Origin of the sequence: Psychroserpens algicola (genome assembly GCF_014526325.1) — a bacterium.
In the GTDB taxonomy this organism is placed as follows: domain Bacteria; phylum Bacteroidota; class Bacteroidia; order Flavobacteriales; family Flavobacteriaceae; genus Psychroserpens; species Psychroserpens algicola.
On the sequence record NZ_JACNMJ010000002.1, the window covers coordinates 250596 to 265423 of the forward strand.

Here is a 14828-nt window from a genome sequence, read left to right on the forward strand (position 1 = left end):
TTGTTTTTATTACACTTAAAAATAAATATTTGGCATTCATTTAAACTAACCAAATCTAACTTACCAATTTCATGCTGTTTAATTCTTTTGAGTTTGCTCTATTTTTACCTGTTGTATTTTTACTCTATTGGTTCGTTTTTAAAAAGAATTTCCGAGTACAAAACATATTAATACTAGCAGCAAGTTATTTCTTTTACAGTCTATGGGACTGGCGTTTTCTATTTCTTATTATTGGTAGTACAGTTGTAGATTATTTTGTTGGAATATTAATTGATAAATATTCTGAAGATAAAAAACGTCAAAAAGCCTGGCTTTGGGTAAGTGTATTATTTAATATATCTCTATTAGGCTTTTTTAAATATTATAATTTCTTTGTGGACTCATTCATGGATATGACTGAGTTGTTTGGGTATACGATTAAAAGCTCATGGACACTTAATATCATATTACCTGTAGGTATTTCGTTTTATACCTTTCAAACCATGTCGTATTCGTTAGACATCTATTACAAACGAATTAAGCCTACCAAAGACTTTTTATCATTTGCGACCTTTGTGGCATTTTTTCCACAATTAGTTGCTGGACCTATTGAAAGAGCTTCTAACCTACTCACACAAATTACTTCTGAACGACACTTTAAATATCAGCAAACTAAAGAAGGTCTTCGCCTGATACTATGGGGACTTTTTAAGAAGGTTGTGATTGCAGATTCTCTAGCTCCAATGGTAGATGATATCTTTACCAACTATGGTGATTATTCGGGTTCTACTTTGATATTAGGAGTTACCATGTTTAGTTTCCAGGTTTATGGCGATTTTAGTGGATATTCAGATATTGCTATCGGAACATCAAAACTGTTTGGTTTTGAACTGATGTCGAACTTCAAATTTCCAAATTTCTCAAGAAATGTCGCAGAGTACTGGCAACGATGGCATGTATCCCTTTCAACATGGTTTAGACACTATGTTTACATTCCCTTAGGAGGTTCTAGAGTGAGTAAACTATTATCGGTACGTAATATTTGTGTCATTTTCTTAATTAGTGGCTTCTGGCATGGTGCTAACTGGACCTTTATTTTTTGGGGTGCTTTTCATGCTTTAGCTTATATCCCAGTATTTTTGATGGGAAGGAATACGATATACAAGAACTCTGTAGTGGCTCAAAATACAATAATCCCAAACCTTAAAGAGTTTGGTCAGCTTATACTAACCTTCGGAATTGTAACGTTTTCAAGAATCTTCTTTAGATCAGATACTTTAACCGATTCGTTCGCTTATATCGATCGTATTTTCACCAATTTCGAATTTACACCTTACGAACATCCATTAGGTGGAAACATGACAACCTATTATCTGCTTATTCTGGTTTTCGTTATTTATGAATATTTAATTCGACGAGATGAAAGAAACCCATTTAAATTTAAACACCGAATTGTACGTGTTGCCATATATACTGCTATAGTTATATCTATGTTTGTGTTTTATGATGATAACGCGCAACGTGCTTTTATTTACTTTCAATTTTAGATGCTATGTTAAAATTATTCAAAGTATTAGCCCTTTATGCAATTTACGGTCTCATCGTAGGCGAAATTATTGTACGCGTATTTGGGCTAACTTCAGATATTCCACAGAGAACGATTACTTCAGATCATATTCAAAAATATATTCCTAATCAAAGTGGTGGCTGGAGCGATGGAGATCATGAATGGCAGGTAAACGAAAGAGGCTGGGCAGGTCCTTTACCAGACAGCTTTGATAATCTTATTACTATAGTCGGTGATTCATTCATTGAAAACCTGATGAATCCAGATGAATGCCATCAATCTTATTTCTTAAAACAAAACTTTCCGAAGCAAAACTTCTTAGAAGCAGCAAGGTCTGGCGTTACCTTTATTGAATCTTTTGAAATCACAAAGCATTTAGACTCGTTACAACCTAAGTATCATATAATTTGTCTCAACGATTATAACATTAAAGAGAGTATTTCAAATATAGAAGCGCAATCAGATATCACTCAATTCAATACTGAAAAACAAGAGTTTGTATATGGGAAAATGAAGGCGCCGTTTGCTAAAAAAATCTTATACAGCTGGAAATTCATGTACTATTTATATAATAGATTTCCAATAAATTTTAACAAAACTGATGATGTTCCTAAAGTAGACACTTATGCCATTCCTTACTTAGAACAATACAATAAGGAATTTAGGTCACTTCTTGACTATGTTGCAGCAAACTATACTATTGAAGATAAAATCTTAGTTTTAAAGCCTACAGCAACCAAAGAACTCGCTGCGCTTTTAGAGTCCTACGGATTTAAAGTCGTTCTTTTAGACGACCACGGCGAAGACTGGACTTTTGGTTATGATGCGCATTGGAACTGTTATGGTCATGAAGAAGCTTCTAAGCAAATCACTAAAGCTTTAAAATCATTAAATCTTTAATATTTACTTGTATATCGTAAAAACTTGCTATTTGTCGTAATAATTTGAACGAATAGGTTTTAATAGCAATATTTACTTACAATTATTAAATTGCTTAATCCCAAATCCCTCACTAGACAATAATATTGAATAGTAATAAACTTACTTAACAGGTTGATTATGGAATCAAAAATTTGGTTGTCATCTCCACATATGAGTGGAAAAGAACAATCTTATATTAATGATGCTTTCAAAACGAACTGGATTGCGCCTTTGGGTCCGCATGTCAATGGCTTTGAAAGTGATATCAAGAACTATCTGAACGAAGATAGTCACGTAGCTGTGCTCAGTTCTGGGACAGCCGCTATTCATTTAGGTCTTATTTTATTAAATGTTGGTCATGGTGATGAAGTTATTTGTCAGAGCAAAACTTTTTCTGCTTCTGCAAACCCTATTGCCTACCAAGGTGCTACACCAATTTTTGTAGACAGTGAAAAAGACACATGGAATATTTGCCCTGAACAATTAGAAATAGCTATCAAAGATCGCATCAGCAAAGGAAAAAAACCTAAGGCTATCATTGCCGTACATCTCTACGGAATGCCTTATAATGTCAATGCGATTCATGCGATTGCAAAAGCCTATAACATTCCTGTACTTGAAGATAGTGCCGAAGCTTTGGGAAGCACCTATAAAGATGTAAAATGTGGTACTTTTGGAGATATTTCGGTATTGTCATTTAACGGAAATAAAATTATTACAACCTCTGGTGGTGGCGCCATCATAACCAAAGACCCAAAACAAAGAGACAAAGCTGTTTTCCTAGCAACTCAAGCCAGAGAAAAAGCTGTGGAGTATGTACACGCCTCAATTGGTTATAATTACAGAATGTCTAATGTGTTAGCAGGAATTGGAAGAGGCCAAATGGAAGTTTTAGATGATCGGGTGTTGGCAAGACGAAAAAACTACGCGTTTTATAAAGAAAGCTTCAAAAACATAGAAGAACTTACTTTTGTAGATGAACCTGAAGGCTATTACTCTAATCGATGGTTATCTTGCATCTTAACGCCTTCTGAAGACATAAGAGAAGGAATACGAACGGCTTTAGAAAAGGAAAATATTGAGACTCGTCCGTTATGGAAACCTATGCATCAACAGCCAATATTTAAGGATTTACCACAGTATATTAATGGTGTTTCCGATGAATTATTTGAAAAAGGCTTATGTTTGCCAAGTGGGTCTAACTTAACTGAAAACGAATTAAATAGAGTAACATCAGCAATAAAAACGTATTTTAGAGCATGATTAAACATCTACTACAAAGAATTTCGCATAAATATGCCTCCAAATGGTTGGTGATGCTTTTCGATTTAATGATCGTAGCATTCACCTTTGTTGCAGCGTATATTATTCGATTTAATTTCAAACTAGACTTTGATTTTGTAGTCATGTTCAAGCAAATACCGTTTGTCTTTTTGGCTGCATTAATTAGCTTTATTCTTGTAGGATCTTACAAGGGTGTTGTTAGATTTACAGGATTTAAAGATGTGGTTAATATTATTATTGGTGTTAATATTTTAGCAACAATTTTAATTATCTCTACTTTTTTTAGTAGACGATTTAATTACCAGAGCATTTTCAATATCTCTGGATCTATTATTTATATTCATTTATTACTTAATATCCTATTCCTTGTTGGCTTTAAATTGTTTATAAAATCGATGTACAACAAGTTGATGCAGGATTTTAAGACCCAAAAGCGTGTTTTGATTTTTGGAGCTGGTAGTTCGGGAATGATAACCTACGATGCCATCACTAATGACCCTAAGAACAGTCATGTGGTTATCGGGTTTATTGATGATAATGAGCGTAAAATTGGTAAAAAAATTAACACATTACGTGTTTACAGTTTGGATAAAATTACTGAAGACTTCATCAAAAAAGTAGAAGTCGAAGAAGTCATCATTTCGGTTCAAAACATTGAATCTTCTAGACTTTTACAAATTTCCGGACTTTTATTTGAATTAGGGTTAAAAGTAAAAATCGTCCCTCCTGTTCAACATTGGATTGATGGAGATTTAAGTGTCGGACAAATTAAAGAGGTTAATATTGAAGACTTATTAGGCCGTGATCCTATTTCAATCGTAAACCCTGCCTTGGTTGATGAATATGAAAATCAAATTATTCTAATCACAGGTGCTGCAGGTTCAATTGGTAGTGAAATTGCAAGAAAAGCAACAAACTACCGCTATAAGAAATTAATTTTAGTAGATACTGCCGAATCACCCTTATACGAATTACAACAGGAATTCGTTCAAAAAGGCATTCAAAACTTTATCGCTATAGTTGCAGATGTTAGAGATTACAGGCGTATGGAGCAGCTATTTCAGCTTCATAAACCAAAAATTGTATTTCATGCTGCTGCTTACAAACATGTGCCTTTAATGGAAAACAATCCATATGAAGCCGTAAGTGTTAATATTGGTGGTACACGACATGTTGCCAGTTTATCAGTAAAGCATGGTGTTAATAAATTTGTACTGATTTCTACCGATAAAGCTGTCAACCCAACCAATGTCATGGGAGCTACGAAACGTATAGCAGAACTTTATGTAAATTGTCTGCAAGGAAAAGGACAAACAAAATTTATCACAACCCGCTTCGGAAATGTGCTTGGATCTAATGGCTCTGTTATTCCATTATTTAAGAAACAAATAGAAAACGGAGGACCATTAACAGTTACCCATAAAGAGATAACACGTTATTTTATGACGATTTCCGAAGCGTGTCAACTTGTACTAGAAGCTGCAACAATGGGAAATGGAGGCGAAATATTTGTGTTTGACATGGGCGAATCTGTAAAGATTTATGATTTAGCAAAGAATATGATTATTCTATCTGGACTTAGATTTCCAGAAGACATCGATATCAGAATTACTGGGTTACGTCCAGGGGAAAAAATATACGAAGAGTTATTAGCCGATGGCGAAAATACTCGTCCGACCTATCATGAGAAAATTATGATTGCAAAAACCAAAACTCTGGAAGTAAATGCCATAAGTGAAAAAATTTCTAATTTATGTGCAATAAATTCTAAATCTCAAAACCTGGAAATTGTATCATTAATTAAAGACATTATTCCAGAATACATTTCTAATAATTCGAAATACGAAGTACTAGATTCAAAAAAATAAACTTAACCAAATCACAATAATTATGCGTAAACAGTTTAACAATATCCCTAAGTTAGTTTTAGTAATTGCACTAGTAGTTTTATCGTCTTGCGGATCTAGAAAAAACATTGTTTACTTTCAAGATGAACCGATTACAAACGAAAGTTTAAGTCAGTTAGATAATAAATTTGAAATCAGATACAAGCCCAACGACATTTTAACTATCGATGTTTCTGCTGAAGTTGCTGAATCTGTTTCGGCATTCAATCTACCAGTAGCTGCCTATGATACTTCTGGAGGTGTGAATACACAAACCAATATCCTCAGACAAACCTATCTCATAGATCCTGATGGTAATATTGAATTCCCTGTACTTGGAACTATAAAAATTGGCGGCTTAACCAGAGTTGAAGCCACTAAGATGCTAAAAGAAAAAATTGGTGAATATGTTAAAGAGTTTATTGTAAATATCAGGCTTATTAATTTTACAATCACAGTATTAGGAGAAGTGAATAGACCTGGTGCATATACAATTCAGGATGAGCGTGTTTCTCTAACTGAAGCTTTAGGTTTGGCAGGAGATTTAACCATATACGGAAAACGAAACAATATCTTTTTAATTCGTGAAGTTGATGGGCAAAAGAAATATGCAAAGTATGATCTAACCTCAATTAATGTTGTAAATTCACCTGTTTATTACTTATCTCAAAATGATGTGATTTACGTCGAACCAAACAATACACGTGTCAAAACATCTACGTATAATCCTAATACAGGAGTACTAATTTCTGCTGTATCTACTCTAGCAACAATTGTAGCAATTTTTGCTTTCCGATAAATAAAAAAGACACCCCTATATTATGTCTAACAATACACTTACAAATGAAAATTCAATTAGAGACATTGTTGAATTATATGCATCTAAATGGAAGCTTATTCTAGTATGTCTTATTATTGCTTTTGCTTTAGCCTTTCTTAAAGTACGCTATAGCACATTTTTATATCAGGCAAATGCTACTATTAAATTAAAGGAAGATGAAAACTCAAGAAGCCTTGCTGAAATATCATCTTTGCAAAACGGAATATTTTCTTCCGACTTACCAAATGTCACTGATGAAATTGAAGTAATCAAGTCTCGTGCAATAATCACTGATGTCGTTAGAGACTTAAAATTGAATATTAAATATTTTGTCAACGGAAAAGTTAAACAAGTTGAAACCTACTCTAATCCACCTGTAAACATTAGCTTTTTTGTTAATGATTCAATCGTTGAAGACATCAAGAAGTCATTGTTTATTAAAATCATTTCTCCACAGCAATACGAATTATCAAAGGTAAATACCAATAAACTATTAGAGTTTGGTAACCCAGAAACGACGACACACAGTTTTGGAGAACGTGTAAGCGAATCTTTTGGAGATTTTATACTAACACCAAATATTGGAACTTATGGCTCTGAAGTCGGCTCTAATCTTGAAATTCGCATCAAACCACTACAAGATGTTGTAGGATCTTATTTAACGCAAATTAAGATTAGTACAACCGACAAATCTAATGTGATCAAATTATCACTTCAAGAGAGTATTAAAGAAAAAGCACGTATGATTCTTGACAAGGTTATAGAAAAATACAATGCTGATGTTATTAAAGACAAAGAAAAAATTGTTCAAACTACTTCCGACTTCATTACCAATCGTTTAAACGTGGTATCTAATGAATTAGAGCAAGTAGACTTTACTGCTGAAAAGCTTCAAAAAGATAATCGATTAACAGCTTTATCTGCACAGTCTAATATCTTTTTAGAAAGTGAACGTCAAACCGATGCAAAGATTAATCAGGTAAGTAATCAGTTGCAACTGGCAGAATTTATGAGCGAACGTTTAAACGATCCTAAAGTAGAAACTGATTTACTTCCTGCAGATATAGGTATCGCTGATGGCGATGTGGCTCAGATTACAAAAAGTCATAACGACCTGGTATTGCAACGTGATCGAATTCTTAAAAATTCAAGCGAAAAAAACCCAACGGTTATTAAACTTAATGATCAGATTAATGCATTAAAAAACAACCTCAATCAGAGTTTAAGCAATATTAAATCTGCAAATGAAATTACGCTAAGAAACCTTAATCGTGAAGACTCAAGAATTAGAGGTCAAATTTATTCGGCTCCAGGTAAAGAGCGTCAGTTTAGAGATATCAAACGTCAACAGGATATTAAAGAGTCCTTATATTTATATCTATTAGAAAAGCGTGAAGAAACAGCAATTACTTTGGGCATGTCAACAGCTAATGCTAAAGTCATCGATTATGCCTACACCAATAATGAACCTGTAGCTCCTAAGAAAAACGTGATCTATTTAGCAGCCTTGCTAATAGGTCTTATTGTTCCTGTGTCTTACGTATATGCTAAAGATCTTATGGATACAAAAGTGCATACAAAAGATGATGTAAGACGCTTGATTAAAGCTCCGTTTATTGGAGACATTCCAAAAGCGAATACTAAATCGAAAGTTGTAAACAAGGTCGATTATTCTCCTAAAGCTGAAGCATTCAGAATTATTAGAACGAATATCAATTTTATGTTACAGAGCAATGAAAATGCTTGCAAAACCATTTTCGTGACTTCAACAACTGCTCAGGAAGGAAAATCGCATACCACAACCAATCTGGCAAGTTCCTTTTCTTTTTCAGAACAGAAAGTATTACTAATTGAAACCGATATTAGAGTTCCTAGAGTAAACGACTATCTTCAAATAAAAGCCGACAAAGGATTGACCGATTTTATTTCTGATAAAAGTTTAAGCATAGAAGATGTAACGGTTAAAATGGAAGACAATCCCTTTTTAGATGTGATTCCATCTGGTACTATACCTCCTAACCCAGCAGAATTATTAATGAGTGATCGTGTTAATTTTCTTTTTGATAATGTGAAGAAAAAATACGATTATATCGTTGTTGATACAGCTGCAGTTGGTTTGGTTACAGACACCTTATTGATAAGTAGTCACGCCGACATATTTGTGTATGTGGTTAGTGCAAATAATATTGACAAAAGACAACTTCATATTGCGCAAACAATGTATGAAGAAAAACGCTTGCCTAATATGACGACACTACTTAACGGAAGTGTTAAGCGTAAAGGCTATGGTTATGGCTATGGAAACAATCCGCAACGTAAGAAAAAGTGGTATCAACTATTTAAAAAATAAACACCATAAAAAAACCGCAATATTAATAGTATTGCGGTTTTTTTTTGATTTAAAGTTTACGTCGCTTTTTTTCTTGTTTAAGCAAATTAAGCTCTCTACTTGTTTGGCCAGCAACAGAGGTATTTTCTTCTGCGCGCCTAATTAAATAAGGCATCACATCTTTTACAGGTCCGAAAGGCACATATTTAGCAACATTATAGCCTTGAGCTGCAAGATTAAAACTAATATGATCACTCATACCATACAATTGTCCAAACCAGACATTATTATCTTTTTTATCAATACCTAAGGTTTTCATAATATCCATGGCAATGTAACAGCTTTGCTCATTATGAGTTCCAATAAATAGCGAAATGGTATTAAGATGTTTAAAAATATAGGACATACAGGTATTGAAGTTTTCATCAGTAGCCTGCTTAGTCTCACATATTGGAGACGGATAACCTTTTTCTTCAGCGCGCTTTCGTTCCTTTTCCATATAAGCACCACGTACAATCTTAAATCCTACTTTAAAATTATCATCTTGAGCACGCTTATGAATTCCTTTCAGATAGTCAAGTCGATCCCAACGATAAGTTTGTAACGTATTATACACAATGGGCTTATCAGTATTATACTTACGCATCATATCTTCACAAAGCATATCGGCAGCATCTTGCATCCAACTTTCTTCATCATCAATCAATACTTCTACATCTCTTTCCTTGGCAAGCTTACAAACGACATCAAAGCGATCTACGATACGGTTCCATTCCTCTTGTTCCTTAGGTGAAAATGATTGACCTTCACCTTTTTTCTGATATAAATAAAAGCGTCCAAAACCTGTAGGCTTAAAAACCACGATTGGCATCGCTTCTTTCTCATCAGCAAATCTGATGATTTTTAAAATCTTATCTCTGGCTTCATCAAAGGTTGACTCTTCTTCTTTTCCTTCTACCGAATAATCCAAAACCGAACTTACGCCTTTAGTAAACATTTTATCAATAACAGATAAACAGTCTTCTTCATTTACACCTCCACAGAAGTGATCAAACACCGTAGATCTTATTAAACCTTCAACAGGTAATTTAGCTTTTAAAGCAAAATTTGTTGCAGCAGTACCAATTCGAACTAAAGGTTCGTGAGAAATCATCTTAAATAGAAAATACGCACGTTCGAGCTCTGAGTCATTTTTTAGCGCAAAAGCAACTTCAGTATTATCAAAAAGTGAATTTATAGCCATTTGTTAAAAATATTAGACAAAAATAATTATTAGATGCGTATTATTTTACTAAAAGTCGCTAATTTTCCACTTTACAAAAATATATGAATTCAATAGTAGCAAATACATACGCCATTCACTTTAATGACAAGGCTTACAACGAACTTAACCGTTATATAGAACAGCATAAATTTTCAAAAATTTTCATTCTTGTAGATACCAATACTCATGAGCATTGTCTATCTAAATTTATGTCACGATTAGAAACTCCAATTGCTATAGAGGTTATAGAAATAGAAGCTGGCGAACCTTATAAAACTATCGATACTTGTGTAGGCGTTTGGAATGCTCTGTCTGAGCTTGGTGCCGACCGAAAAAGTATAATGCTAAACCTTGGTGGTGGTGTGGTTACCGATTTGGGCGGATTTGTAGCTTGCACCTTTAAACGCGGCATTAAGTATATAAATATTCCAACGTCACTATTAGCTATGGTTGATGCTTCTGTTGGAGGAAAAACAGGTGTTGATCTTGGTGCTTTAAAAAATCAAGTTGGTGTTATCAGTTCAGGTGATATGGTCATAGTGGATACGTCGTATTTAAACACTTTACCTCAAAATCAGATGAAATCTGGATTAGCTGAAATGCTAAAACATGGCCTTATTCGGGATAGAACATATTTTGATAGGTTAACTAACTTATCACAACTCACACTGAATGATTTGGATGCTCTAATTCATGAGTCTGTTGAAATAAAAAAAATCGTGGTCACAAATGACCCATTAGAAGTCGGAGAACGAAAGCATCTTAATTTCGGACACACTTTAGGACATGCTATTGAATCTCATTTTTTAAGTCATCCTGATAAAGACGAGTTACTCCATGGCGAAGCTATAGCTGTTGGAATGATCCTCGAGTGCTTTATTTCTGCGGAATTATTGAGTTTTCCTCAAAGAGATTTAGAGTACATTACAAAAGCTATTAATTCTATTTATAAACCTGTTAGCATTGAGAATTCAGATTATGATGCCATTATAGACTTATTAAAATACGATAAGAAAAATGAGCATGGTAATATCAATTTTGTACTGTTAGAAGAGATTGGAAAACCAAAAATTGATTGTTTAGTTGACAATGAACTTATCATAAAGAGTTTTGAGTATTACAGCAACAGTCTATAAATACTAAATACATCTCATCAATTTCACTATAGACCAATGATTTCTGCTTTAAAAGTAACGAAGGCATGCTTAGATTGTTCTAAGGCGTCTCTGTTATTCAAAAACGAATAGTTTTAGTTAATAACTCTGTATAAATCTCCTTCAAAAAACGATTACATTTTGCTATTTTGCAGGTCTGTTTAATCCAAAATTTTTTACTCGTAAATGAAGGTATGCATTGCCGAAAAACCTAGTGTAGCTCGAGAAATCGCGCAAGTACTTGGAGCCAATACTAAACATGATGGCTACTATGAAGGCAATGGCTATGCAGTAACCTATACGTTTGGGCATCTCTGTACGCTCATGGAACCAAACGATTATAAACCGTATTGGAAAAGCTGGGATTTAAACAACCTGCCAATGCTGCCTGAAAAATTTAAAACCAAAGTGGTTGACAACTCCGGAATTAAGAAGCAGTTTAATATCGTCAAATCGTTATTCGACAAAGCTGAAGTTGTTATTAATTGTGGGGATGCTGGTCAGGAAGGAGAACTTATTCAACGCTGGGTTTTGGATCAAGCAAATTATAAAGGCAAAATACAACGGTTATGGATTTCATCTTTAACAACAGAAGCCATAAAAGAAGGATTTGAAAGCCTCAAAGATTCTGAAAGCTATGACAATCTCTATTACGCGGGATTTTCACGTGCTATAGGCGATTGGTTATTGGGTATGAATGCTACTCGACTGTACACAGTAAAACATGGTGGTTACAAACAAGTTTTATCTGTTGGTCGTGTGCAAACACCTACTCTGGCTATGGTTGTTAATCGCTTTAAAGACATTGAAAATTTCCAGCCGCAACCCTATTGGGAATTACAAACCATGTATCGTGACACTTTGTTTGCTTATGAGGAGGGTCGCTTTCTGAAAATGGAAGATGGTGAAGTTTTGGCAAATAAAGTAAAAGAACACGACTTTGAAATTGTTTCAATCACAAAAAAGAAAGGTAAAGAATATGCACCCAAATTATTTGATCTTACAGGACTTCAGGTGTATTGCAATACTAAATTTGGATTTTCAGCAGATGACACTTTAAAAATTGTTCAAAAATTATATGAGCAAAAAGTAGTAACCTATCCTAGAGTTGATACCACATTTTTACCAAACGACATCTATCCAAAAGTGCCAGGTATCTTGCAAAAACTGACCAATTATTCAGAGTTAACACAACCACTTCTGAGTAAAAAAATAAAAAAATCGGCTAAAGTCTTTAATGATAAAAAAGTCACGGATCATCATGCTATCATTCCGACAGGAATTCAGATTAATTTACAATATAATCAGCAACAAGTCTATGATATCATTGTAAAACGTTTTATTGCTGTGTTTTATCCCGATTGTGAGGTTTCAAATACTACAGTCATTGGAAAAGCTGACGATGTAAATTTTAAAACAACTGGAAAAGAAGTTTTAAAAGACGGCTGGAAAGTGGTGTTTAAATTCGGAAAAAAGGATGCGATTTCAACTTCGGAAAAAGACATATTACCTACATTTGTGAAAGGGGAAAAAGGACCTCATGAACCTTCATTTCTAGAAAAACAGACGAAACCGCCAAATCAATTTACCGAAGCCTCACTCCTACGCGCTATGGAAACTGCAGGCAAACAAGTGGATGATGATGAACTTCGTGATCTTATGAAAGAAAACGGTATCGGTCGTCCTTCAACACGAGCAAATATTATTGAAACGCTTTTTAAGCGTCAGTATATCAAGCGTAACAAAAAACAAATTTTACCAACTGTTACTGGTATTGCTCTTATTGATACCATTCAAAATGAATTACTAAAATCTGCCGAACTCACCGGACTTTGGGAAAAACAACTCAAAGATATTGAGAAGGGCGAATACAGCGCGAGTCTCTTTATTAAGAACATGAAAAAAATGGTTGATGAGTTGGTTTATGAAGTCCGAAGCGAAACCAAACGCGCTAACATTTCTCAAGCCAGAGTCATTACCCAAAGGCAGGCTAAAGCTAAGCTAAGCAAAACTGCTGGTATCACTTCTGAAGCCTGTCCTAAATGTAAACAAGGCCAACTAATCAAAGGAAAATCGGCTTATGGTTGTAATCAGTTTAAGTCGGGTTGTGATTTTGTATTGCCATTTAAAGTTTACGGAAAAAAAATATCTGAAAAGCAATATATAAGACTCCTTAAAAAAGGATCTACAGTCAATCTCAAAGGCTTTACATCAGATAATGGTTCGACTGAAGGTTTGTTGCGATTTGACGGACAGTTTACTCTGGTTTTAGAAGCAAAAAAAGGAGGTTCTAAAGTTTCCGAAGCAAAAACAAAAGACGGATTAACTTGTCCGAAATGCCAAAAAGGAAGCATTATCAAAGGAAAAGTTGCATACGGTTGTAGCGCTTATAAATCGGGTTGTGATTTTAGAATGTCATTTGATACAATTCGCTCTAAAGCTAAAGACAAACAACTGACAAAAGATTTGGTTTACAGTATACTTAAAGGCGACATTTAAAATGGAACATCAGCATTTTAAACTCTTTAAACCTTATGGCTATTTAAGTCAATTTCAAACCAATGCCACGCATGAAGTCAATAAAAAATTTTTAGGCGAATTATTCAATTTTCCAGAAGGCACAATGGCAGTTGGAAGATTAGACAAAGACTCTGAAGGCCTGCTCCTACTTACCACAGACGGAAAAGTAAGTTATGAAATCACCAGTTCAAAAACCGATAAAGAATATTATGTACAAGTGGATGGTGAGATTACAGATGAAGCGCTTTTACAATTACAAACAGGTGTTGAAATTAGTCATAAAAGTCAAACGTATAAGACTAAGCCGTGTTTAGCTATAAAATTAGAATGTCATCCTGATTTTCCTGAACGTGCAAAAAGAATTCGTGATGAACGACATGGAAAAACATCATGGATTTCGATTACTTTGAATGAAGGCAAATTTCGTCAGGTTCGAAAAATGACCGCTCAGGTTGGTTTTCCAACGTTGCGATTAGTTCGCATTAGAATTGGAAAAATCACTTTAGACGGTTTATCCATGGGGCAAGCGTTAGAATTAGACACCTTACTATAAAAAAAGCCAGTGAATTCTCACCAGCTTCTATATCTCTACAATAAACTTAAATCTAGATTACTTTCACTCTAACCGCATTCATCCCACGGTTTCCTTTTTCCAGTTCAAATTGTACTTTATCGTTTTCCTGAATTTCATCAATTAGACCACTAACATGGCAGAAGTACTTTTCCTGATCTTCAGTATCTATAATAAATCCGAAACCTTTTGAATGATCAAAGTAAGATACCTTTCCTTTTCTAATAGGATCGTATTCTTCTTCTTCAATGTCTTCTTTTTTAGGCACACCCAAAATAATGTTTTTAGCCTTTACCTTGACTTTATCAGCTGGATCTGGTGGTGTATCTGTAAGGTTTCCAAACTGATCTACGTAAGCAAACGGAATACTTTCTCCGCCTCCATTTTCTTCTTTTTCAAGCTTACGCGCTTCCATTTTTTTGCGTTTGTCTTCGCGCTTCTTTAAACGTTTTTTTTCTTTTTCACTTTTGTTAAATGTCTGTTGCGACTTTGCCATTCTTTATCTTAAGAGGTTTTAATTATAAGGTGCTACA

General features: G+C 34.3%; 11 protein-coding genes. 9 read left to right on the top strand and 2 right to left on the bottom strand.

Annotation, left to right across the window (positions count from 1 at the left end):
- Positions 1-71 precede the first annotated feature (71 nt).
- The 6 genes from H7350_RS06975 (at position 72) to H7350_RS07000 (ending at position 8807) form a co-directional block, all read left to right on the top strand.
- A complete protein-coding gene (locus tag H7350_RS06975; protein ID WP_204345179.1) occupies positions 72-1526 on the top strand; it encodes an MBOAT family O-acyltransferase in 1455 nt (484 codons plus the stop codon).
- A 5-nt stretch (positions 1527-1531) separates the two neighbouring features.
- Positions 1532-2446: a hypothetical protein gene (locus H7350_RS06980; protein WP_204345180.1), complete on the top strand. Its 915-nt coding sequence runs from the start codon at positions 1532-1534 to the stop codon at positions 2444-2446.
- Between the two features lie 159 nt (positions 2447-2605).
- Complete coding sequence (locus H7350_RS06985) at positions 2606-3730, top strand: DegT/DnrJ/EryC1/StrS family aminotransferase (protein ID WP_204345181.1); 1125 nt, start codon at positions 2606-2608, stop codon at positions 3728-3730.
- Positions 3727-5619, top strand: a complete 1893-nt coding sequence (locus tag H7350_RS06990) for a polysaccharide biosynthesis protein (RefSeq protein WP_204345182.1) — start codon at positions 3727-3729, stop codon at positions 5617-5619. The genes H7350_RS06985 and H7350_RS06990 overlap by 4 nt, the downstream gene beginning before the upstream one ends.
- Positions 5620-5641: 22 nt before the next feature.
- Entirely contained in the window at positions 5642-6436 is a 795-nt protein-coding gene (locus H7350_RS06995; RefSeq protein WP_204345183.1) for a polysaccharide biosynthesis/export family protein, read from the top strand.
- A 22-nt stretch (positions 6437-6458) separates the two neighbouring features.
- On the top strand, positions 6459-8807 hold the full coding sequence (locus H7350_RS07000; protein WP_204345184.1) for a GumC family protein: 2349 nt from the start codon (positions 6459-6461) through the stop codon (positions 8805-8807).
- A 49-nt stretch (positions 8808-8856) separates the two neighbouring features.
- Here H7350_RS07000 and H7350_RS07005 read toward each other — a convergent pair whose 3' ends face one another.
- Complete coding sequence (locus H7350_RS07005; protein ID WP_204345491.1) at positions 8857-10023, bottom strand: proline dehydrogenase family protein; 1167 nt, start codon at positions 10021-10023, stop codon at positions 8857-8859.
- 89 nt (positions 10024-10112) lie between these two features.
- Here H7350_RS07005 and aroB point away from each other — a divergent pair, with 89 nt between their 5' ends.
- The 3 genes from aroB to H7350_RS07020 all read left to right on the top strand — a co-directional run bounded on the left by aroB (position 10113) and on the right by H7350_RS07020 (position 14277).
- Positions 10113-11186 carry a 3-dehydroquinate synthase gene (aroB, locus tag H7350_RS07010; RefSeq protein WP_204345185.1) on the top strand — a complete coding sequence of 358 codons (1074 nt, stop codon included), beginning with the start codon at positions 10113-10115 and terminating at the stop codon, positions 11184-11186.
- Between the two features lie 204 nt (positions 11187-11390).
- Positions 11391-13703: a type IA DNA topoisomerase gene (locus H7350_RS07015; protein ID WP_204345186.1), complete on the top strand. Its 2313-nt coding sequence runs from the start codon at positions 11391-11393 to the stop codon at positions 13701-13703.
- A 1-nt stretch (position 13704) separates the two neighbouring features.
- Positions 13705-14277 (top strand): pseudouridine synthase, encoded by a 573-nt coding sequence (locus tag H7350_RS07020; protein ID WP_204345187.1) that lies wholly within the window; start codon positions 13705-13707, stop codon positions 14275-14277.
- Between the two features lie 52 nt (positions 14278-14329).
- Here the strand turns inward: H7350_RS07020 and H7350_RS07025 are convergent, their stop codons facing one another.
- Positions 14330-14791 (bottom strand): cold-shock protein, encoded by a 462-nt coding sequence (locus H7350_RS07025; protein WP_204345188.1) that lies wholly within the window; start codon positions 14789-14791, stop codon positions 14330-14332.
- Positions 14792-14828: the final 37 nt, after the last annotated feature.